Raw genomic sequence first — 23,354 nt, 5'->3', positions numbered from 1 at the left:
ATGCTATTGGCGAATCATTAGCAAATGGAAATATTGTTAGAATTGATAATTTAGGTACCTTTCAACTAAATTTAACTGGTACACCAGCCGATACAGAAGCGGCTTTAGGAAAATCGAATATTAAAGCGGCAAAAATCAATTACAAACCCTCAAAAGATTTAAAAACCAGAATGAAAAAAATTACTTATAAACGTATGCGTTAATTCTATTGTATTCAAACATAAACCCAATTTGATGTTTTCATACACTGAATTATTTTCTAATTTCTTAAAATTTTACACAATTTTTAAGAAAATTTACGTTTAACATATAGTAACTTGCACTTTTAAATCAGACATACGATGAACAATATAAAAATACTTTGGGTAGACGACGAAATTGACTTATTGAAGCCACATATCTTATTTTTAGAAAAGAAAAACTACACGGTTACTACCTGTAACAACGGACAAGACGCGATTGATTTATACAAAGAAACCGCTTTTGATGTGGTTTTTTTAGATGAAAATATGCCAGGACTTTCGGGTTTAGAAACGCTTTCGGAAATGAAAGAATTTAAATCTTCTACACCAGTAATTATGATTACAAAAAGTGAGGAAGAATACATTATGGAAGAAGCCATTGGTAGTAAAATTGCCGATTACTTAATAAAACCCGTAAATCCGAATCAGATTTTATTGAGTTTAAAGAAAAACTTAGACCATTCGCGTTTGATTTCTGAAAAAACCACTTTGGATTATCAGAAAGAATTTAGAAAAATTGCGATGGAAATGGCAATGGTAAACTCGTTTGATGAATGGGCTGAATTCTACAGGAAATTAGTGTATTGGGAAATCGAATTGGAAACCATTGAAGACCAAAACTTAATTCAAATATTAGAAAGCCAAAAAGCAGAAGCCAATTTGCAGTTTGGAAAATTTATTGAACGCAATTACGAAGATTGGTTCGACGAAAAAGCAGACAAACCGATTTTATCTCATAAATTATTTGGCGAATTGGTAGCACCTGAAATTCGTAAGAAAGATAAACCTATTCTGTTTGTAGTGATAGATAACTTGCGTTTGGATCAATGGAAAATTTTCGAAAACATTGTATTCAATCATTATAAGCCTGAAAAGGAAGTGAACTACTACTCTATTTTACCAACCGCTACACAATATGCCCGAAATGCTATTTTTTCTGGATTATTGCCTTTAGAAATGGAAAAGAAGTTTCCGCAATATTGGAAAAACGATACTGATGAAGGTGGTAAAAATATGCACGAAGCTGATTTTTTAAACGAACAACTAAAACGTTTGGGTTTAAACATCAAGAGCGAATACTATAAAATTACCAATTTACGTGATGGTAAGAAATTAGTAGATAATTTTAAATCGTGCAAAAACAACGATTTAACTACTATTGTGTACAATTTTGTAGATATGTTATCGCACGCTAAAACCGAAATGGATGTGGTAAAAGAATTAGCGTCTAACGACAAAGCGTATCGTTCTTTAACGTTAAGTTGGTTTAAAAATTCGCCTTTGTTAGAAATGATTCAGCAAGCCCAACAAATGGGTTTTAAACTCATTATTACTACAGACCACGGTACGATTAATTGCAAAAATCCATCGAAAGTTATTGGCGATAAAAACACCAGTTTAAACTTACGATACAAAACGGGTAGAAGCTTAACGTACGAAAGCAAAGATGTATATGCCGTAAAAGATCCGAAAAAAATTGGTTTACCAAGCATAAATATGACCAGTTCTTATATTTTTGCCAAAAGCGATTTCTTTTTGGCCTATGTAAACAATTTTAATCACTATGTTAGCTATTACAGAAATACGTATCAGCACGGAGGCGTTTCATTAGAAGAAATGATTATTCCGTGTATAGTTTTGAATCCGAAGTAAAATAGGTAAAAGGTTTTGGGTATGAGGTAAAAGGTGAAAGCCAAACCCTTAACCCTTAACCTTTAACCCTTAACCAAAAATAATGACTACAACATTCACATTAGAAGACATAAATAAAGTAGCTAAAGAAATTCTTGCTACACCGCGTTTAAAAAAAGTAATTACTTTTCACGCGACTATGGGAGTGGGTAAAACCACTTTAATTAAGGAATTGGTAAAAGAATTAGGCGTTACAGGAAACTCAAGTAGTCCTACTTTTTCGTTAGTTAACGAATATTTATCCGATAGTGGAGAAACCATTTATCACTTTGATTTATACCGAATTAACTCTGAAATGGAAGCCTATGATATGGGAATTGACGAATATTTTTATTCTGATAATTGGTGTTTTATAGAATGGCCTGAAAAAGTACCGCATTTATTACCTTTAGACCACGCCTCAATTGTAATTAGACAGTTACCCAACGGTAAAAGAGAATTGATTTTGAAAAATGATTAAAATAGGGTTGTCCTTATAAAAAAGTTTAAAAATAATTCTTTATATTTGATTTTAATAATGCGAAACAAAACTTTCGCCAATCTTTCCAACTTGGAATAAAAGTAGTTTGAAAGTTTCGCATATATACAAGTTGTGCGTCATTTTGGCGGAACAGAACGAAAATGAGAAACTAAGAAAATAAAATTGAGTAAAAAAATAGAAAATAGAAAAAATGTTTGGTTTTTAACACCAGTATTTGGAACTATAATTTTCATTTTTCTTTATATTTTAGCAACACAATTTTATCCAGGCGGTTCACAAATTGACCAAAACTCAATTGGATTTAGTTGGATTAATAATTATTGGTGTAATTTACTAAATGATACAGCTATAAACGGAAAAATAAATTCAGCAAGACCAATTGCTTTAACAGGAATGATAATTCTATGTTTTACGCTTTCTACATTTTGGTTTTTATTTCCAAGAAACTTAAACATAAGAAAATCAACAAAAAATATTATTCAACTTTCGGGAATATTATCAATGATTATTGCAATGTTTATATTTACAAAATATCACGACATAATAACAAATCTCGCTTCACTTTTTGGAGTAATTACATTAATCGGAGCATTTATTATTCTGTACAAAATAAAATGGAACAGACTTTTTAGATTTGGAATATTTAACCTTTTTATAGTCGGAATAAATAATTATGTTTATTACAACAAAGAATTAATTATATATCTACCAGTAATCCAAAAATTGAGTTTTCTTTCATTCCTAATTTGGATTTGCTTAATAAGCATAAACTTATACAACAAAATAGAAATCAAAACATAAATCAAAACATAAAAAAAAGAAAAAACGAACGCACAACAGCCGTTTCACGAAATTGCGGGGTTTGGGATTTATCAGAATTGGTAATTTTTGAAACTAAATTTTATCTATATTCGTAATCGAAAGTGTTGAAAATACGTAACTTCGTTAAGCGGCGACACGTTAGCGGTAATTATCTTACGCACAAGAAGTAATCAAATTTTAAAATCAAAAAAAGTTAATTTCCATCATAAAAACTGTTTAAAGAAAAAGAAATGAAAAGTTTGCTGAAATATTATATGCTATTGTTTTGTTCATTTTATGCATTTGCACAAGAAATTTCTGTGCCTGAAAAACTAAAGACAATTCCAAATACTGAATGTTATTGGGCATATAGTGTGGAAAGAACAAATACTAAAAATGATAGTATTCATAATTATACTATAAGAGTTAATATTGCGCAAATTGATAGCACTGGAAATTATAAAGGAAATTTAAAACTAAATAATGTTATTGTATATTGTCAATTTGTCGAAAATGGTAATACAAAAAAGAAACGCTTCAAGCAATCTGGAGAAAATTGGATATCAAAATTTAAAATTCATACAAATAAATCTTTACCATTAGAAATAATCGCGAACTATGATAATCAGGAAAGTATAATGCCTTTGAAATTAAATCAAGGGACGTATCCTGGCGAATAGTGTTAAAGTTAATCAATAATAACTACCGCTAACAGGCATTTGGCAAGATTGCAAATTTTGTAGTAAATTCACGTTTACATTTCGTAAAAAATTTTATCTTTGATAGAAAATAATCGGTTCCGAAGTTCGCAACCTCGCCAAGCGCCGGAACGTTAGCGGTAATGCCTCAGTGGACGACAAACAACCATAAAATTATATGAACAAAGAAATTAAAAATTCAATTTTAGCAATCACATTAGGAATTATACTTTTATTAATTTCTATGACTTTATTTAGAGTTGTATTAGGTGGTTTTGGATTTTTTCTTGGATTATGTTTGACATTTTTTGGTTTTATTTATTTAATAATAGCAATTTTGCATAAATAATAATTACTAAAGTATTTTTAAAAGAATTACTAAATTGGAAATTGAAGTTCAAAAAGTAGTTAAAAATTGGAAGCAAAATTTAAAAGTTTGATGCAGTACAACCGCTAACAACTATACAAACCTGTAATTCTAAACTTCTTTCAGCATCTCAAACCATTGGTTTTCTGTATTATTTAGCCGCTCACTTGTAACTTTATAGAAAATTACTTAATTTGGCTACAAAATAAAACAAGTATGTCCATTTATTCTCCGTTTTCAGCCAAACAATTGCTTCCTCAAGAAGAAAAATTGGAAATTGCCAAACACAAAAGTGAGTTGTTTATCGGTATTCCGAAAGAAACGTCTTACCAGGAACGTCGTATTTGTTTAACGCCCGATGCGGTGAGCTCATTGGTAAGTCACGGACATCGTGTAATGATTGAAAGCGGTGCAGGAAAAAACGCCAGTTTTACAGATAAAGAATATTCAGACGCAGGCGCTGAAGTAACACAAGATACTAAAAAAGTATTTTCTTGTCCGATACTTTTAAAAGTAGAACCGCCTACTTTAGAGGAAATAGAAATGATGAACTTAGAAGCCATTCTGATTTCAGCCATTCAATTAAAAACACAGAAAAAAGAGTATTTTGAAGCCCTTACCAAAAAGAAAATCACCTCATTAGCATTCGAGTTTATTAAAGATAGCGACGGTTCGTATCCAGCAGTAAAATCGTTAAGTGAAATTGCAGGAACTGCTTCAGTTTTAATTGCAGCCGAATTAATGATTAATAATAACGACGGAAAAGGGTTGTTGTTTGGAAATATAACAGGCGTTCCTCCTACCGAAGTTGTTATTTTAGGCGCAGGAACCGTTGCCGAATATGCTGTAAGAACGGCATTAAGTTTAGGCGCCAACGTAAAAGTATTTGACAATTCTATTACGAAATTACGACGATTACAAAATACATTAAATCAAAGAATATTTACTTCTACCATTCACGATAAAGCCTTATTAAAAGCCTTACGAAGATGTGATGTGGCTATTGGTGCCTTAAAAGGGGAAAACAGAACACCCATTGTAGTTACAGAAACAATGGTAGAATATATGAAAAAAGGAGCCGTAATTGTTGATGTAAGTATTGATACCGGTGGTTGTTTTGAAACCTCAGAAGTTACTACGCACGAACATCCAACCTTTATAAAAAACAATGTCATTCATTATTGCGTGCCGAATATTCCTTCACGCTATTCTAAAACAGCCAGTATTTCTATTAGTAATATTATCACGCCAACGTTAATAAACATTGCTGAAGATGGTGGTATTGAAACGGCTATTCGTTGCAATAAAGGATTGAAAAACGGAATTTATTTTTACCACGGAATTTTAACCAATAAATCTATTGCGGATTGGTTTAATTTAGAGCATAGAGACATCAATTTAATTGTTTTTTAATTCCATTACCCATTACAAAATGACATCTAAAAACATTTCTAATGCTTTACTTCGCACGCTGTTTATTCTTGCAGGCATTGTGTTTTTGGGCTATATTATTGGAGTAATTTCGTCTGTACTAATTTATGTTTTTGTAGCGATTTTATTAAGTTTTGTAGCGCAACCTATTTCTGATTTTTTACAAAAAAAGTTACGCTTTCCTCCTATTTTGGCTATTATCGTGTCTTTAACGCTGTTTATTGTTTTAGCGTTTGGTATCTTGTTATTGTTTGTGCCTTTAATAGTTAGTCAGAGTAAAAATTTAGCGTTGCTTGATATGGTGGCGTTAGAAAAAAATTCTACGTTATTCATCAATCAAGTCGATGTTTGGTTGCAAACCTATGACATTCAATATAAAAAATTAATAGACATTCAGAAGATTACACAATCGTTTAATTTTAATTTTATTACTGATATATTAAACTCGATAATTGGTTCTATAGGAAATTTTGGAATGGCTATTTTTTCGATATTTTTCATTTGTTTCTTCTTATTGAAAGATCAAAAACTAATTACAACAAATTTACGTGCTGTATTACCTGCAAACCACAGATGGCGTATTTTAGCTTCGCTATTGCGTATAAAAAATATGCTATCAAAATACACCATTGGTTTATTAACACAGCTTTTATTGGTATTTGTTATGTACTTAATTGTCTTGTTAATTTTTGGTGTAGAAAATGCGTTTATTATTGCGTTTTTAGGCGCTATTTTAAACATTATACCATATGTAGGGCCTATAATTGCTTTAGTAATGACGGCGTTTTTAACCATATTGGGGCACATTCACGAAGATTTTCAATTGGTAGTTATGCCCACCACATTATATGTTATTATTGGCTATTTTATTGTGCAACTTATTGATAATAATGTAAGCCAACCTATTATTTTTTCTAAAAGCACGAATTCGCATCCTTTAGAAATATTTTTGGTAACACTAATTTCAGGAACGCTATTAGGAATATTGGGAATGATTATTGCCATTCCAGTTTACACGGCTTTAAAAGTGGTATTGAAAGAGTTTTACCCTAAAAGTACATTTATTCAAATAGTAACCAAAGGTTTATAATGCAGCTATCACTTCTTTCCGCCGAAATTCAAGAATATATTCATAATTCTTTACAAGCCAATATTTCAAAATTAGCGTTATCCAAAAACCCTTTTCCTGAAGTAGATTGGAAAGAAATTATCAATCAAATTGTATCTAAAAACAAATCGCGACACAAACTTCCAACTTGGTTTAATACGGATAACATTTACTATCCGCCAAGTATTTCCATAGAGCAAACGTCTTCTGAGACAACTGCCAAATACAAATCGGAATTAATTTCTGGCACTTCATTGATTGACTTAACTGGTGGATTTGGCGTAGATGATTATTACTTTTCGAAACAATTTGAACACGTAATTCATTGCGAAAAAAACGTGGCTCTTTCAGAAATGGTGCAACATAATTATGGTGTGTTGAACGTAAATAACATTACTTGTTTGGCACAGAATAGTACAGAAGTAATTGAACAATCTGAAAATGCTTTCGATTGGATTTATATTGATCCAAGCAGACGAAGTGATGTGAAAGGAAAAGTGTTTTTACTTAAAGATTGTTTGCCTAATGTTCCTGAAAATTTAAAATTATATTTTTCTAAAAGTCAGTCAATTTTAATAAAAACTGCACCAATATTAGATATTACGGCAGGTTGTATGGAATTGGAAAACATAAAAGCCATTCATATCGTAGCCATTGAAAACGAAGTAAAAGAGATTCTTTGGCTTTTAGAAAAAGGATATGATAATGAAATTGAACTATTTGCCGTAAACATTCAAAAGGAAAAAACAGATTGTACTACTTTTATTTTAGGTGAACATACGCCTGCTCGCTTTAGTTTACCACAAGAATTTTTATATGAACCGAATGCGCCTTTACTTAAATCTGGTGGTGTAGATTATTTGTGCGATGCACTGCATATTACTAAATTACATCCGCATTCACATTTATTTACCCATTCGGAATTAGTAGATTTTCCAGGAAGAAGATTTAGTATTAATGAAGTGATTCCGTTTAAAAAAGAAAACCTAAAGAAACAGCTTGAAGGTAAGAAGATGAATATTACCACTCGTAATTTCCCTTTAACCGTTGAAGAAATTAGAAAAAAATATAAAATTGCAGACGGTGGCACTATTTATGCTTTTTTTACCACCAACATAAATAACGAAAAAATTGTATTAATTTGCACAAAAATTTAGATATGAAAACTTTAAAAATAACTGTTTTACTTTTTTTAACTCAATTTACGTTTTCACAAGACAAACCTTGCGAATATGAAATTGATGTCGCTACAGATACCAGTAGCACACGCGTTTTGAAAGATAAAATTATTGATGAAAGTGTATTTGGAAATACTACTTCATTTTTAACTTTTAAACTATTTGATGTGGATGGTTTTATTGGTTTGAATTTTCAATACTTACAAAAAAGTAAAGACTTCTTAACTCCTATTTGTATTGACAAAAACACAAAAATATTTTTAGAAATGGCGAATGGCAAACAAGTGAAACTTATTAATTCTTTAGATACTGAAACGTGTAACGACTTGCAATACGACAATGTAAATAAAAACAACCTGCGAATTTTGTCTGGTTTCTTTTATTTTACTCCTGAAAATTTTGAAGATTTAAAAACGTCAAAAGTGTATTTAATAAAAATTGCAGCAGCAACAGGTGATGTAAATTTTGTAATTAAACCAGAGTTAAAATCGGAAATTTATAAAGACACTTCTAATCCTGATACTTATTTTATAAATAACTTGAAGTGTTTGGGAATTTAATCAACGGTTAAGCTTCTTGATTTTGATTTAAAGTTGATTTTAAGAACAAAAAACCAACGATTCCAGCTATTAAAGAAGAAAATACAATAATTAATTTCGTGTTATTAATTATTTCTGGGGTATCAAACGCTAAAAGTGTAATAAAAATAGACATTGTAAAGCCAATTCCACCCAAGAAACCCACTCCTAACACAGATTTCCAATTCATATCGTTTGGAAGCGTACACCAACCTATTTTAACGGTTAAAAAAGTAAGTAAAAATATGCCGATAGGTTTTCCTAAAACCAAACCTAACGCCACGCCTAAACTGTAGTTTTCAGTTACTATTTTTGTCCAATCGCCACTCATTATTATAGCGGTATTCGCTAAGGCAAAAATTGGCAAAATTAAAAATGCAACGGGCTTATGTAAAAAGTGTTGTAAAATGTAGGATGTAGATTTGTTACCCCCGTTTCCAAACGGAATAGCAAAAGCTAATAGCACACCTGTAATTGTGGCGTGAACTCCTGAATGTAACATAAAATACCACATAAAAACCCCACCAATTAAATATGGAAGTAGGTTTTTAACTTTAAAATATTTACCCAAAACATAAAGAAATACAAATATGCCTAAAGCGATGGCTAAATTGCTCCATAATATGGTTTTTGTATAAAAAATGGCAATAATTAATATGGCACCTAAATCGTCAATAACGGCCAAAGCAGTTAAAAATATTTTTAGTGACAAAGGCACACGATTTCCTAACAAAGATAAAATTCCAATAGCAAAAGCTATATCAGTTGCCATAGGTATTCCTGCACCTGATTGCGTAATCGTACCAAAATTAAATGCTAAATAAATTCCCGCAGGAACAACCATTCCACCAATAGCAGCAAATATGGGTAATAAGGCATCTTTAACGTTTGACAATTCGCCTTGATAAATTTCTCGTTCTAATTCTAATCCAATTAACAGGAAGAAAATGGTCATTAAGCCATCGTTAATCCAATATTCTAAAGGTTTGCCTGAAAATTCGGTTAACCAAAAATGATGGTAACTTTCTCCAAATGCTGAATTAGCAAGTAGTAAAGAAGTAATTGTACAAAGTAATAAAACAAAACCGCCTAATTTTTCGCTTTCAAAAAAATCTTTAAATAATTGCGTTAGTTTCATATAGGTATAATTAAATTAAATGCGGTAAAACATACTATTTATACTGCAAAAATACTGAATTTCAAGCTATTTTGTGCTGTAAACATTGGAAATTCGTATGATTAAAAACAAAAAGCCCAAGTAACTTTCGCTACTCGGGCTTTTAAAACAAATTAACTTTTGCTAATATTATTAACTATTAGCCACGTGAAATTCTATTAATCCGTCTATTGGACGTCTTAATACATTCCCTATTTTGATTCCGTATTCATTTAAAACAGCTTCTAATTCCTCTTTTAAATAAAAAGCAATAGAACCTACAAAATGAACAGGAACTTCTTTACAATTTTCAAACTGCATGATGTAATTTTCTACAAATGCAACCAATTCTTCTCTAATATATTTCTGACAAAATTCGGTATTTTTATGCTTAATTAAAAATTTAGCATACGTAGCCAAATAGGCATTAGGATTGGGTTTTTTATATAAGTTTTCTTTAACTGCATCTGGTTCAACATCGAATTCTTTTTCAAATTCTACAGCCAAATTCGCAGGCATTTTATTAAAATAATAGCCGCGTAATAAATGACGACCAAAACGGTTTCCACTACAATCATCCATAGCAATATAGCCTAAAGATTGCACTTTTTGATGTAAAATATGTCCGTCGAAATAACTACAATTTGAACCTGTACCTAAAATACAAACAATTGCTTCTTGATTTTTCGGAGTTGTAGCAAAAACTGCCGCATAGGTATCTTCGTATACATTAACAGAAGCATTTTTAAAATAATCTTTAAATACGTCAGTTAAGAAGTTTTTCATACGATCTGTTCCACATCCTGCACCGTAAAAAAACAAATGAGCTGCTTTATCTTTATTATGAGAAATATCAAATTTATCATCCAAACGAGCAATTATTTCTTCTTTTGTTAGCACTTCAGGATTTAATCCTAAAGATTGTGTGGTAAATAATACCTTCCCGTTAGTGTCTATGGAAATCCAATCTGCTTTAGTGGAACCACTATCTACAAGTAATTTCATTTTTTTTAGAATATAGAGTATAGAAAATAAAGTATAGAAAATAGATTTTTTGATTCTATTCTCTATACTTAAGTATTTATTTTATTGCATTGATATGTACTGCTAAATCGATTAATTTAGAAGAATATCCGTATTCGTTATCATACCAAGAAACCAATTTAAAGAAAGTTGAATTTAATCCAATTCCTGCATTAGCATCTACGATTGAAGTACGTGTATCTGATACGAAATCTTGAGAAACTACTAAATCTTCTGTGTATCCTAAAATACCTTTCATTGACGTTTCAGAAGCGTGTTTCAATACACTCATAATTTCTGCGTAAGTAGTTTCTTTAGCTAATTTTACAGTTAAATCTACTACAGAAACATCAACCGTTGGTACACGCATAGACATACCTGTTAATTTCCCGTTTAAATCTGGAATTACTTGTCCTACTGCTTTTGCTGCACCTGTTGAAGATGGAATAATATTTACTGAAGCTGCACGACCACCTCTCCAATCTTTTCTTGAAGGACCGTCTGCTACCATTTGAGTAGAAGTAGATGCGTGAACTGTTGTCATTAACCCTTCTACAATTCCGAAATTATCGTGAATTACTTTTGCTAAAGGAGCCAAACAGTTAGTTGTACACGATGCATTAGAAACTACAGTATCTGCAGCAGTTGCTTTTTCGTGGTTTACTCCCATTACAAACATTGGTGCGTCTGCTGAAGGTGCTGAAATAATAACTTTTTTGGCACCACCTACAATATGAGCATTTGCTGTTTCTTTAGTTGTAAAAAAACCAGTACATTCTGCTACTACATCCGCGTTTATTCCTGCTTCATCCCATTTAATTTGTGCTGGATCTCTTTCTGCTGTTACACGAATGTATTTATCGTTAACATATAATTTTCCGTCTTTAACTTCTACTTTTCCAGCAAAACGTCCGTGTACAGAATCGTATTTTAATAAATACGCCAAATGATCTACGTCTAATAAATCGTTAATAGCTACAACTTCTACATTGTCTCTGTTGTATGTTTCTCTAAAAACAATTCTACCAATTCTACCAAATCCGTTAATTCCTAATTTTACTGTTGACATAATTTTTAAATATTTGATTCCTTTAGAATCGTTTTGTTAATTGAGTTGAAAAGCACTCTTTACTTTTTACTTTTACCTTTTATTATGATGATACGATATCTGAAACTTTTACAAGTTCTAAATCGATTTCACTTTGTCCTTTAATGGCTTGTTCTAATGGTGTTAAGCAAATTTTATCATACTGTAATCCTACCATATAGTTAGATTTGCCTTCTATTAAACTTTCTACTGCTTTTACTCCCAATCGAGAAGCTAAAACCCTATCAAAACAAGTTGGTGAACCGCCTCGCTGCATATGACCCAGTACCGAAACACGTACATCATATTCTGGCATATTTTCCTCTACGTAATCTTTAAGTTCAAAAACGTTTTTACCTATTTTATCCCCTTCAGAAACAACTACAATGCTTGATGTTTTTCCTGATTCTTTACTTTTCTTTAAAGAATCTACCAATCGGTCTAAACCAAAAGCTTCTTCTGGAATTAAAATTTCCTCTGCTCCTGCTCCAATCCCTGCGTTTAACGCAATATGTCCCGCATCTCTTCCCATTACTTCAACGAAGAATAAACGGTTATGAGAATTGGCTGTATCTCTAATTTTATCAATTGCTTCAACAACGGTATTCAAAGCTGTATCATATCCTAAAGTATGACTGGTTCCAAAAATATCATTATCTATAGTGCCTGGAATTCCGATTACAGAAAAACCAAATTCTTCATTAAAAATTTCTGCACCTGTAAACGAACCATCACCACCAATAACAACTAATGAATCTATTCCACTTGCCTTTAAATTATCGTGAGCAATTTTTCGTCCTTCCGGAGTCATAAAATCTTTTGAACGTGCGGTTTTTAATATAGTACCACCTTTGTTAATGATGTTTTTTACATCACGAGGTCCCATAGGTTTAAAATCGCCTTCAATCATACCTTGATAACCACGGTATATTCCAACACACTCAATGTTATAATACGCACAAGCACGAACTACGGCTCTGATAGCTGCATTCATACCTGGCGAATCGCCACCTGAAGTTAAAACTCCAATTTTTTTAATTGCTGTTGACATATTTAATACTATATTATTTGTAAAATTAGTAAAGGAAATTACATATTATGCTAAAAAAAGACATATTTTTTGTCATAATGTTATTTTCAAACGTTTTCGTTAATAAATTTCTAAAAATTAACAAAAATTCTTGATTTAATGCACATCATTAATATCTGGAACTCGGTTTTTTGGATCGACTTTTTTCTCTTCTTTAATTTGTCGTTTTCGAGTTTCTTCAATAAAGTTTATAAACTCTGGATTGGTTTCCGAATCATCCGATTCGTTAATAGGTTTGTTTACGTTATCTTTTACGTTTTGAGATTTAAATAACTTGTGTAGCAACTCTTTAAAATCGTCAAAATCTACACGATACGACAACCCTAAACCTTGCGTATAGCCAATATTTTGTCCGATTGTATTTGAATTTAAATCGTTTTCTCTATTAAATACGTGAGCTGTTAACGTACCATCTGTATTTAAGCGCATTTCAACTTCTACGTTTCCTACAACATAGGATTGATTGATACCACCCACTGGAACACCAACGTTTCCATTAATGCTAATTCTATCATTAATTTGAGTCGTTAAGGTAACAAGCGCTCTGTCTGAAATTTCTTGTTGTCGGTTTCCAATTTGATAATTTACACCCAATTGTAATTTATTTTCTCCGTCTGATAATACATCTCCAAATATACTACTCGCTTTTTCAAATAAAGAACCAAAGTAATTGGTGTTATTTGGTGCAAAAAATCCTCCAGTTGCTAATAATGCAAAAGCTTGTTGTTGCCTGAAATCTTTATCTTGTAATTTGTAATCTAAATCACTTTTTAAAACAGAACTTACATTTGGGAAATTGATATTAAAATCAGATTGAGGCGCGTTTAATTCACCAGTAATTAAAATACTAACCTCAGTAGGGATTTTTTTATTAAAAGTTGTGTTTTCCAATAATACATTAGGATTTGCAGTAATATTAGTAGTTACTGCTTCTAAATTTAACTTCGCGCCCAATGGATCGCCTTCCCAACTAATTGTTCCTCCATTTTTAACTGTAAATTTTTTGTCAATAAAACTCCCATATCTAAATAAATATTCTCCTTTGTTGACGATAAAGTCACCCGTCATTTGAAATTTACCTAAGGTATTGATATTCATAAACATCGATCCGTTACCCGTTCCTTTCATAGAATGCCCAGTCTCACGATTTAAAATTACTTCAATTTCTGCATTTGGTGTAATGGCGAAATTAAAATTCAAATCGATTCCTCTGTAGGTTTTGGTTGGTTGTTTTATGGTGGTTTTTGTGCCAAATTTCTCTTCTTTTGTAGTAAAATGAACCAAACCATTATCGCTAACACTTTCTGAATCGTTTACTGGAATTTTAATTGATGTTCCTTTCGCACTTTCCCCTTCTGCATTAATAACTAATGCCTCTACAGGACCTTCAATTGTTGCAAAACCGTCAAAATATGCTTTTCCAAAATAATAGGCGTCATCTGCATCTTTTGTATCTAAAACCAAAAGCTTATCCGATGCTATTTTTAAATCCATTTCCCAATTTCCAAACTTTTCGTGAGAAATGGTTCCACTTAAAATTCCTTTGGTCTTCTCGTTTACATCGGTAATATCAATATCTCTAAAAATAAATTTTTCTTGAGTTAAATCGATTTTTGAATTTTTATCGAAATCGTAATCTACATTTAAATATGGTACACGTAAACCTGCATTATTTAAATATAAAACACCATCTACATCTGGATTATCAATTGAACCAACAATATTGGTTTTACCAGAAGCCATACCTCGTACATTGTCTAAAATACCCGTTAAAAAGCCACCAATAGGTTTAATATTAAAGTTTTCAAAAACAGCCTCTAAATTTAAAACCGTTTGATTATTAACTATGTCTACCGTTCCTGTTGTTGAAAATGTTACTTCATCTTGATGAACAATCGATGCATCAACATTAAATGTTTTGAAATTTTCATCACCAAAGACTTTTAATTTCAGATTTCCTAAATCGTCATTATTTAATTGTAAACCATCAATAGTTAAATCAGTAGATGGTTCATATACTAAATTATCTTGTTTGTATTTTAGATTTCCGTTAAGTTTCCCACCGAGACTTAAATTTTTGATATCAGGTGTGATTTTTGAAATATCTACATCATTAAACGTGAAATTAAAATCTTTGTATGTATTTCCATTCATTATTCCATTAAAATCAATAAACTGATTATTATGAGATAAGGTCAATTGATTGAAATTAAAGTTTTTAAACTGTTTATCAAAAATTATCGTATTTCCAGCTGTTTCTTTTTCATTAATATACCATTGGAAGTTTTTGAATGTAATATCTGATTTTTTAAAACCTACAATCGATTGCTTGTCTTTATTAATGGTATGAAATAAATTTAAATCGAATTTATCTTCACCTTTATCACCACCTTTAAATTCAGTTCTGGCAAATAAGGTATCGTTCAGGGTTAAGTTAATTAAACTAAATTCGGATATTTTATAGTTTTTAGTATTTAAACTATCTAATTCAATATAGGTGTTATAAAGTGGGTTTTTGTTGTCAATATCGATTTTAATACCATTAAATTTATTTTCGAAAGCATTGACAAATAGAGAATTAAAGTCAAACTGAAACAAACCTGCATCGGCATTAATTTTTCCTTTAAAATGAGTATTTTCTGCAATAGAAACATCAGGATACAATACTTCCAAAACTTTATTATAAACTGTAAAATCGAAATCTAAAAATTGATTTTTGGATAATTTATGTGGCGAATAATTCGCATACAAACTACCAACAGCATTTTCAAGTATTTTTTTAATTTGTTTGGTTTGATATTTACCAACTACTTGCCCTTCAATAATATCATCCGAATGAAAAGAAACTGATCTTATGTTTTGATTATCGAATGAAGACGTTACTGATGCAGCATCAAAATAATATTTATTTTTTGGATTGATGTAAGAAATATCATTTAAACTAAGTGTTCCGGCTAAGTCATCTAACGAATTCCCTTGAGCTTGCATAACAATAGAGCCTGCTAAAACAGATGTAGCATCTTTGGTGTATAAGTTAATTTTTTTAAGATTGGCATATTCAATTTCAATATCAAAATCATACACTTTTTTCTTTTTGCTCAAATCAACTAAACCATCAAATGTAAGCAATAAATTAGGGTCTTTACTATGAAAATGTCCTTTAAAATATGGCATTTTCATAGTTCCATTTACATCAATATTTTTATACGAATACCCATTATATCTAAATTGTCCAATATTTCCTTTTAGTTTTGTATTTAAATATTTTTTAGAAAACCCAGTTCCATTAATATCTAATACTACAGAAGTGTTGCCCAAATCTTTTTCATCTAAGAATGTACCTATATTAAAATTATCTAGCTGAAATTTTCCTATATAAGTCGCTTGGTCAATGGTATCGATTTTATCCATTTTAAAATCGCCCGTGGCACGACCTAATTTCGAAAACAAATCTACATCAGCAATAACCCATTTTTCGGTAAGCTCTACCTTTCCTTTCAATTCAATTTTACCCAGTTTTTGTAATTGTTTGGGTAAATTTTTCCCTAACAGATTAGGTAAAAGCTTACTAACACTTGCTTGGCTGGCTGATAATCTGTCGAAACTTCCTTTCAAGTAAAATTTCTGGTCGCCTTTACCAAAAATATTTTTAAGCTGGAGATTTCCAACTACTTCATTATCATTTAAATCATTGAACTTTAAGTTATTAAATTTTAAGTCGTTTAACGTTCCTAAAATATGAGAATCGATATAAAATTTCTGATTTTTACCAAATTCAGGATAGAAAAAATTTAAGTCATTACTTGAAATTTTACCTTCTTTTATATCTAATTCGAAAATTACTTTATTATTAAAATCTTTAAAATCTTTTCTATCGTAACGTAATTCTGTTTTTCCTTTAAAAGAAGAATTTTCGGTTTCTAAAATTAATTCGTTTAATAAAATATTCTTTTTGGTATAGGTAAAATCTGAAGTTAAATTTTTCATTATCAAACCCCTATGGTCTTTAAATGACATTTTATACACATAGGCAAAAACATTTGCACCTTTTACATAAAAATCATCTAATTGCCCATTTAAATTAGAAAAATCTAAAACTTTAGGCGTTTTTAAATTTTCATCAATATACCTAAATCGACTATTTTGTAGGTAAATAGAATTTATTTTTAATCTGAATTTTCCAGTAGAAGGTTTCGGAGGATTGTCATCAAAAGCAGCTACAAACTTATCTAAATTGGTGTCTTTTTCTCCTTTATATTGAATTATTTTCAGGTTTAATTCATCGGCTTGCAAGTCGCCCAAATAAGGATGCCCTTTTTCATATAATTTTTTATAGCTTAAAATGGAAGTATGAATTCGGTTAAAATGAAAAAGCGTATCGTTATGATGGTCTAAAGCCAAAACCCCTTTCAGTTTAACACCTCCAAACGGATTAATAGCCACTTTTTCAATAGTAATAGAAACACCAAAATCTTTTTTCAGCTGATCTGTAGCATATTTTCCCAGCCTTGTTTGCACAACAGGTAAGGCCAATAGTATAGCTACTAAAAGCACAAAAAGTACCATTCCAATTAAGGAACGAACCGCTATTTTTTTTACTGATTTAATGTTTTATTTATTTAATTTTGCAAAACAAATCTATTTTTATTTGCTAATAGCAACAAAAATAAGCAATTTTGTAAGACTTATACAATACTTTTATACCAAAATTCATGCCTAACCTAACAAATTCGAAAAATATATACACTTTAGCAATTGAAAGCTCTTGCGACGATACCTCTGCAGCTGTTTTGTGCAATGACAAAGTGTTGTCTAATATTGTGGCAGGACAAAAAGTTCACGAAGAATATGGCGGTGTGGTTCCCGAATTAGCATCAAGAGCGCATCAGCAAAATATTGTTCCGGTTGTGGAAATGGCAATTAAAAAAGCTGGAATTACAAAAGAAAATTTAAATTGCATTGCTTTTACTCAGGGTCCTGGTTTAATGGGTTCGCTTTTAGTTGGGGGAAGTTTTGCTAAATCGTTAAGTCTTGGTTTAGGAATTCCTTTAGTGGCAATTAATCATATGAAAGCACATATTTTAGCCCACTTTATTGATGAAGAAGGCTATGAAAAACCAAGTTTTCCTTTTATTGCTTTAACCATTTCTGGAGGTCATACACAAATTGTAAAAGTTTCCAGTTTTTTTGAAATGGAAATTATTGGCGAAACTACAGATGATGCTGTTGGTGAAGCATTTGATAAAAGTGCTAAAATATTGGGACTTCCCTATCCTGGCGGACCTTTGATAGATAAGTATGCACAATTAGGCAATCCGAAAGCATTTGTTTTTACCAAGCCAAAAGTATCAGGTTTGGATTTTAGTTTTAGTGGTTTAAAAACGCAAATTTTATATTTTATTCAGAAAAAATTAGCAGAAAACGAACATTTTATCACTGAAAATTTAAATGATATTTGTGCCTCTATACAACATACTATCATCGAAATTTTGATGGATAAGTTAAAATTAGCTGTATCAGAAACTGGTATTACACAAATTACTATTGGTGGTGGGGTTTCGGCAAATTCAGGTATAAGAAATACGTTAAAAGAAGCGGAATCAAAATACGGTTGGAAAACGTATATTCCAAAATTTGAATACACAACAGACAACGCTGCAATGATTGGAATTGTAGGTTATTATAACTTTTTAGAAGAAAATTTCAGCACAGCTGACGTCGTTTCTAAAGCAAGAATTGAATTTTAAAATTATGCAATTATTCTATAATTCCGATATAAAATCCGGCGATAAAACGTTTACTTTTGACAAAGAAGAAAGCAAACATATAATTAAAGTTTTACGCAAACAAGAAGGTCATAAAATTCATATTACTAACGGATTAGGTTATTTATTTGTTTCAGAAATAATTTTAGGTTTAGAAAAAAAATGTGAAGTAAAAATTGTAGAAGAATCCTTTTTTAAACCTACCACTTTTTATACACATATTGCTGTAGCTCCAACCAAAATGCACGACAGAATGGAATGGTTTTTAGAAAAAGCTACCGAGATTGGCATTCACGAAATAACACCTATTATTTGCGAACATTCAGAACGAAAAATATTCAAAACAGACAGAGCAGAAAAAATAATTCAAGCGGCTACAAAACAATCTAATCAGTATTATTTACCAAAAATAAATGAAGCGATTTCTTTTTCAGAATTCATTAAAAAAAATCATTCAGGTCAAAAATTTATAGCACATTGCGAAGAAACTGATAAAAAATCTTTTGCTAAAGAAATTGAAAAAGATAATCCTATCATTATTTTAATTGGACCCGAAGGTGATTTTTCTACAAAAGAAATCAAAATGGCTATTGAAAACGAATTTATTCCTGTAACTTTGGGAAACACAAGATTAAGAACGGAAACTGCGGCTTTAGTAGCTTGTCATACAATTGTAATTCAAAATGAATAAATTTATAACTTTAGGGATTTTACTAGTTTGGAACTTGGGATTTTCTCAAGAAATTGCAGTTTTAAAGTATTCTGGCGGTGGCGATTGGTATGCCAATCCCACTTCTTTGCCTAATTTAGTGAAATTTTGCAATCAAAATATTAAAACTAAATTAAACCCTAAAGTCAATTCCGTTGATGTCGGAAGTGCTGAATTGTTCTTGTATCCATTTGTTCATATGACAGGTCACGGTAACGTAGTATTTAGCAATAACGACATTCAAAATCTTCAAAATTATTTAAATTCAGGCGGTTTTTTACATATAGATGATAACTATGGAATGGACGAATATATAAGAAAAGAAATAAAAAAACTCTTCCCAAATACCGCTTTAGTTGAAATTCCTAAAACACATACTATTTTCCAAACGCCTTATTCTTTTCCAAATGGATTGCCAAAAATTCACGAACACGATAACAAGCAACCGCAAGCGTACGGTGTTTTTATTGAAAACAGATTGGCGGTTTTATACACTTTTGAGTGCGATTTAGGCGACGGATGGGAAAATCAAGAAGTACATAACGACCCTATAAACGTTCGAGAAAAAGCCCTAAAAATGGGAGCAAATATCTTGAATTATGTTTTTTCTAACTAATTTTTTTTATCTTTGTTAGAGTAAGAATTCCAGCCGTTAAATGTGTTGGAAAAACAAATAATTTTTTATCATGCAAAAAATTCCAAGTGTAGACTTACGTGATTTCCTGTCGGAAGATCCGGCACGTAAACAAAAATTTGTAAATGAAATCGGAAAAGCCTACGAAGAGATTGGTTTCGTAGCCTTAAAAGGTCATTTTTTAGATGACAATTTAGTTGAAAATCTGTATAGCGAAGTCAGAAATTTCTTCAGTTTACCTATTGAAACAAAAGAAAAATATGAAATTCCTGGTATTGGAGGACAAAGAGGTTATGTTTCGTTTGGAAAAGAACATGCAAAAGGACGTTCTGCTGGAGATTTAAAAGAATTTTGGCACTTTGGTCAATATGTAGATTCGAATTCAAAATACGCTAACGAATATCCTGAAAATGTATCAGTTTCTGAATTGCCTAATTTTAATAGCACTGGAAAAGAAGCGTATCAAATGTTAGAAAAAACAGGAATTTATGTACTTCGTGCTTTGGCGTTATTTATTGGATTGGATGAATTTTATTTTGATGCTTACATTTCTGAAGGAAATAGCATATTAAGACCCATACATTATCCCCCAATTACTGATGAACCTAAAGACGGTGCTGTACGTGCGGCTGCGCATGGAGATATAAACCTAATTACTTTATTAATGGGTGCTCAAGGAAAAGGACTTCAGGTTCAAAACCACGATGGGCAATGGATTGATGCTATGGCGCAACCAGATGAATTAATGATAAATGTTGGAGATATGTTATCGCGTCATACCAATAACCGATTAAAATCTACCATTCATCAAGTAGTAAATCCACCAAGAGAATTATGGGGAACTTCACGATATTCTATTCCTTTTTTCATGCATCCGGTAAGTGATATGAAATTAGATTGTTTACCAGAATGTGTTGATGAAAAAAATCCAAAATTATTTGAAAACATAACTGCGGGCGAATTTTTGCACGAACGTTTGGTAGAATTAGGATTAATAAAAAAATAGAAAAATCAGTTTTACTTAACGATTCGCTAATGCGATTCGGTTTAATCTGCGTACAAAAAATGGATTTACAAGACCAACTAAAAAACCTATTTCCAGACCATATTCCTTCAAATGAACCTGAAGAAACAGAGGTTATGCCGCATGAATTGTATGTTCAAAAAGAACCTATGATTTGTAAATATGAAAAACGAAAAGGAAAAGCCACCACTATAATTGAAGGTTACGAAGGAACAGACGAAGATTTTAAAGTTCTAGCCAAAGAAATCAAAACAAAATTAAGTGTGGGTGGAAGTTTTAAAGACGGCGCTATTATCCTTCAAGGCGATTACAGAGATAAAATAATGAAAATGCTTCAAGACAAAGGTTTTAAAACCAAACGTGTTGGTGGATAGTTTTTTTGTATAGTGAAAGTTGTAAAATGTATATTGTAACTACATTTTCAAAATCATTATACAGTATAGAATTTACAATTTAGAAAAATGATAAAATCATCAGAATTAATATTAAATCCTGACGGAAGTGTATATCACTTAAATTTGAAACCAGAACATATTGCTTCTGATATTATTTTTGTTGGCGATCCAGAACGTGTCTCAAAAATTACAAAACATTTTGAAACTATAGAGTTTTCAACTCAGAAAAGAGAATTTAAAACTGAAACTGGAATTTATAAAGGCAAACGTATTACGGTGCAATCAACTGGAATAGGTCCTGACAATATTGATATAGTTATGAATGAACTTGATGCGTTAGTCAATATCGATTTAAACACAAGAGAACATAAACCAAATCATACAGCTTTAAACATCGTTCGAATTGGAACTTCTGGCTCATTACAAGCTGATATACCTGTGGATAGTTGGGTAATGAGTAAATACGCAATAGGTCTGGACAATATGCTTCGCTCCTATTTAATTGAAGAACATTCTGATTCGGAATTAGAAGATGCGTTTATTTCACACACCAATTGGGATATTAAAAAAGGTAGACCAACTGTAGTATCGTGTGATAAATCCTTAGAAAACAAAATCTATTCGGAAAAATTTTATAAAGGATTCACAGGAACTGCTGGCGGATTTTACGGACCTCAAGGTCGTGTTGTTCGATTAAATATTCAGGATCCTGAATTAAATCACAAAATGGATACTTTTAATTATAACGGAACACGCATGACGAATTTAGAAATGGAAACGTCTGCTATTTATGGTTTAGGTAAATTATTAGGTCATAATTGTTTGTCGTTAAATGCCATTATTGCAAACAGAGCGGTAGGCGGATTTAGTTCGAATCCAGAAAAAACGGTGAATGAGTTGATTGCTTATACATTGGATAAATTGGTTGGGTAAATCAACACAGATTTAAATAAATCTTTAAAGCCAATACCCTTAAACCCATCACCCAAAACCTTATACCCAAAATATGAAAGAAGTCAAAATAGCAGGCGTACCCGAACATTTCAACTTGCCTTGGCATATGTGCATTGAAAATGGCGAATTTAATGAAGCTGGAATCGATTTGCAATGGACAGACGTGCCTGAAGGGACTGGAAAAATGTGTCAAATGCTTCGTGATAACGAAACGGATATTGCCATTATTTTAACGGAAGGAATTATTAAAGAACTAACTGAAAATCCGCACAGTTCAATTGTGCAAGTTTTCGTGAAATCACCTTTAATTTGGGGAATTCACGTGGACGGAAAAGCCAAATATAATTCGGTTTCAGATTTAGAACATAAAATTTCAGCTATAAGCCGATTGGGTTCAGGTTCACATTTAATGAGTTTTGTAAATGCAAAAAAAAACAACTGGAACATAAGTGCTATTCCATTTGAAATCGTAAATAATTTAGGCGGAGCAATCGCAAGTCTTTCTGAAGGAAAATCAGATTATTTTATGTGGGAAAAATACACCACAAAACCATTAGTAGATAATGGAACGTTCAAGCGTGTGGGTGAATGTCCTACACCTTGGCCTTGTTTTGTAATTGCTGTTAGAAATCGGTTTTTATCCGAAAACAAATCTGTTATAGCTTTAATTTTAGATATAATCAACGCTACAACAGAAGAATTTAAACACATCCCAAGCATTGACAGAACACTTGCTTCAAGATATGACCAAAAAGTAGAAGACATTCAACAATGGTTAAGTCAAACCCAATGGAGTCAGAAAAATTTAGATGAAAAAACAGTTCAAATCGTTCAAAACCAACTTTTTGAATTGAATATTATTTCTAAAAAAGTTGATTTAAACCAGATAGTTAAAAACATATAAAAACCAAATCAAATTATATTGTTGCTTCAATTTTAAC

21 protein-coding genes and 1 pseudogene are annotated in these 23,354 nt (G+C 31.2%); 17 read left to right on the top strand and 5 right to left on the bottom strand.

Going from position 1 to position 23,354, the window contains the following annotated elements; genetic code table 11:
- From KA468_RS05355 to KA468_RS05310, 10 genes and pseudogenes are all read left to right on the top strand, one after another.
- Window positions 1–203, top strand: a pseudogene (locus KA468_RS05355) (hypothetical protein); the annotation flags it as partial.
- A 138-nt stretch (window positions 204–341) separates the two neighbouring features.
- Complete coding sequence (locus tag KA468_RS05350; RefSeq protein WP_291241907.1) at window positions 342–1,895, top strand: response regulator; 1,554 nt, start codon at window positions 342–344, stop codon at window positions 1,893–1,895.
- Between the two features lie 82 nt (window positions 1,896–1,977).
- Window positions 1,978–2,394, top strand: coding sequence for a tRNA (adenosine(37)-N6)-threonylcarbamoyltransferase complex ATPase subunit type 1 TsaE (gene tsaE / locus KA468_RS05345; RefSeq protein WP_291241906.1), 417 nt, complete (start codon window positions 1,978–1,980; stop codon window positions 2,392–2,394).
- A gap of 183 nt (window positions 2,395–2,577) precedes the next feature.
- Window positions 2,578–3,216, top strand: a complete 639-nt coding sequence (locus tag KA468_RS05340) for a hypothetical protein (RefSeq protein ID WP_291241905.1) — start codon at window positions 2,578–2,580, stop codon at window positions 3,214–3,216.
- A gap of 251 nt (window positions 3,217–3,467) precedes the next feature.
- Window positions 3,468–3,896 carry a hypothetical protein gene (locus KA468_RS05335; RefSeq protein ID WP_291241904.1) on the top strand — a complete coding sequence of 143 codons (429 nt, stop codon included), beginning with the start codon at window positions 3,468–3,470 and terminating at the stop codon, window positions 3,894–3,896.
- Window positions 3,897–4,092: 196 nt separating this feature from the next.
- The gene (locus KA468_RS05330; protein ID WP_291241903.1) at window positions 4,093–4,263 is read left to right on the top strand and encodes a hypothetical protein; all 171 of its coding nucleotides are present in this window, start codon (window positions 4,093–4,095) and stop codon (window positions 4,261–4,263) included.
- 234 nt (window positions 4,264–4,497) lie between these two features.
- Window positions 4,498–5,694: an alanine dehydrogenase gene (locus KA468_RS05325; RefSeq protein WP_291241902.1), complete on the top strand. Its 1,197-nt coding sequence runs from the start codon at window positions 4,498–4,500 to the stop codon at window positions 5,692–5,694.
- 19 nt (window positions 5,695–5,713) lie between these two features.
- Window positions 5,714–6,802 carry an AI-2E family transporter gene (locus KA468_RS05320; RefSeq protein ID WP_291241901.1) on the top strand — a complete coding sequence of 363 codons (1,089 nt, stop codon included), beginning with the start codon at window positions 5,714–5,716 and terminating at the stop codon, window positions 6,800–6,802.
- Entirely contained in the window at window positions 6,802–7,977 is a 1,176-nt protein-coding gene (locus tag KA468_RS05315; protein ID WP_291241900.1) for a class I SAM-dependent methyltransferase, read from the top strand. Before KA468_RS05320 ends, KA468_RS05315 begins: the two co-directional genes overlap by 1 nt.
- 2 nt (window positions 7,978–7,979) lie before the next feature.
- Window positions 7,980–8,558 carry a hypothetical protein gene (locus KA468_RS05310; protein ID WP_291241899.1) on the top strand — a complete coding sequence of 193 codons (579 nt, stop codon included), beginning with the start codon at window positions 7,980–7,982 and terminating at the stop codon, window positions 8,556–8,558.
- Window positions 8,559–8,565: 7 nt separating this feature from the next.
- On the opposite strand, the gene nhaA is transcribed toward KA468_RS05310, so the two are convergent.
- From nhaA to KA468_RS05285, 5 genes are all read right to left on the bottom strand, one after another.
- On the bottom strand, window positions 8,566–9,714 hold the full coding sequence (gene nhaA / locus KA468_RS05305; protein WP_291241898.1) for a Na+/H+ antiporter NhaA: 1,149 nt from the start codon (window positions 9,712–9,714) through the stop codon (window positions 8,566–8,568).
- 171 nt (window positions 9,715–9,885) lie between these two features.
- Window positions 9,886–10,737 (bottom strand): N-acetylglucosamine kinase, encoded by an 852-nt coding sequence (locus KA468_RS05300; RefSeq protein ID WP_291241897.1) that lies wholly within the window; start codon window positions 10,735–10,737, stop codon window positions 9,886–9,888.
- A gap of 76 nt (window positions 10,738–10,813) precedes the next feature.
- Complete coding sequence (gap, locus tag KA468_RS05295; protein ID WP_291241896.1) at window positions 10,814–11,824, bottom strand: type I glyceraldehyde-3-phosphate dehydrogenase; 1,011 nt, start codon at window positions 11,822–11,824, stop codon at window positions 10,814–10,816.
- 82 nt (window positions 11,825–11,906) lie between these two features.
- Window positions 11,907–12,893: a 6-phosphofructokinase gene (pfkA, locus tag KA468_RS05290; protein ID WP_291241895.1), complete on the bottom strand. Its 987-nt coding sequence runs from the start codon at window positions 12,891–12,893 to the stop codon at window positions 11,907–11,909.
- A gap of 135 nt (window positions 12,894–13,028) precedes the next feature.
- The gene (locus KA468_RS05285) at window positions 13,029–17,498 is read right to left on the bottom strand and encodes a translocation/assembly module TamB domain-containing protein (RefSeq protein ID WP_291241894.1); all 4,470 of its coding nucleotides are present in this window, start codon (window positions 17,496–17,498) and stop codon (window positions 13,029–13,031) included.
- 146 nt (window positions 17,499–17,644) lie between these two features.
- On the opposite strand from KA468_RS05285, the gene tsaD reads away from it, so the two are divergent.
- The 7 genes from tsaD (at window position 17,645) to KA468_RS05250 (ending at window position 23,317) form a co-directional block, all read left to right on the top strand.
- On the top strand, window positions 17,645–18,679 hold the full coding sequence (gene tsaD / locus KA468_RS05280; RefSeq protein WP_291241893.1) for a tRNA (adenosine(37)-N6)-threonylcarbamoyltransferase complex transferase subunit TsaD: 1,035 nt from the start codon (window positions 17,645–17,647) through the stop codon (window positions 18,677–18,679).
- A 4-nt stretch (window positions 18,680–18,683) separates the two neighbouring features.
- The gene (locus tag KA468_RS05275) at window positions 18,684–19,388 is read left to right on the top strand and encodes a 16S rRNA (uracil(1498)-N(3))-methyltransferase (RefSeq protein WP_291241892.1); all 705 of its coding nucleotides are present in this window, start codon (window positions 18,684–18,686) and stop codon (window positions 19,386–19,388) included.
- Window positions 19,381–20,022, top strand: coding sequence for a DUF4159 domain-containing protein (locus KA468_RS05270; protein ID WP_291241891.1), 642 nt, complete (start codon window positions 19,381–19,383; stop codon window positions 20,020–20,022). The genes KA468_RS05275 and KA468_RS05270 overlap by 8 nt, the downstream gene beginning before the upstream one ends.
- Before the next feature lie 70 nt (window positions 20,023–20,092).
- On the top strand, window positions 20,093–21,046 hold the full coding sequence (locus tag KA468_RS05265) for a 2-oxoglutarate and iron-dependent oxygenase domain-containing protein (RefSeq protein ID WP_291241890.1): 954 nt from the start codon (window positions 20,093–20,095) through the stop codon (window positions 21,044–21,046).
- A gap of 59 nt (window positions 21,047–21,105) precedes the next feature.
- Window positions 21,106–21,438, top strand: a complete 333-nt coding sequence (locus KA468_RS05260) for a translation initiation factor (protein WP_291241889.1) — start codon at window positions 21,106–21,108, stop codon at window positions 21,436–21,438.
- Window positions 21,439–21,525: 87 nt separating this feature from the next.
- Window positions 21,526–22,392, top strand: a complete 867-nt coding sequence (locus KA468_RS05255) for a nucleoside phosphorylase (protein WP_291241888.1) — start codon at window positions 21,526–21,528, stop codon at window positions 22,390–22,392.
- Between the two features lie 73 nt (window positions 22,393–22,465).
- Window positions 22,466–23,317 (top strand): substrate-binding domain-containing protein, encoded by an 852-nt coding sequence (locus KA468_RS05250; protein WP_291241887.1) that lies wholly within the window; start codon window positions 22,466–22,468, stop codon window positions 23,315–23,317.
- Window positions 23,318–23,354: the final 37 nt, after the last annotated feature.

Origin of the sequence: Flavobacterium sp. (genome assembly GCF_017985075.1) — a bacterium.
Lineage (GTDB): Bacteria > Bacteroidota > Bacteroidia > Flavobacteriales > Flavobacteriaceae > Flavobacterium.
Note: the sequence above shows the minus strand (reverse complement) of the source record. Positions and strands in the feature narration are given on the sequence as shown.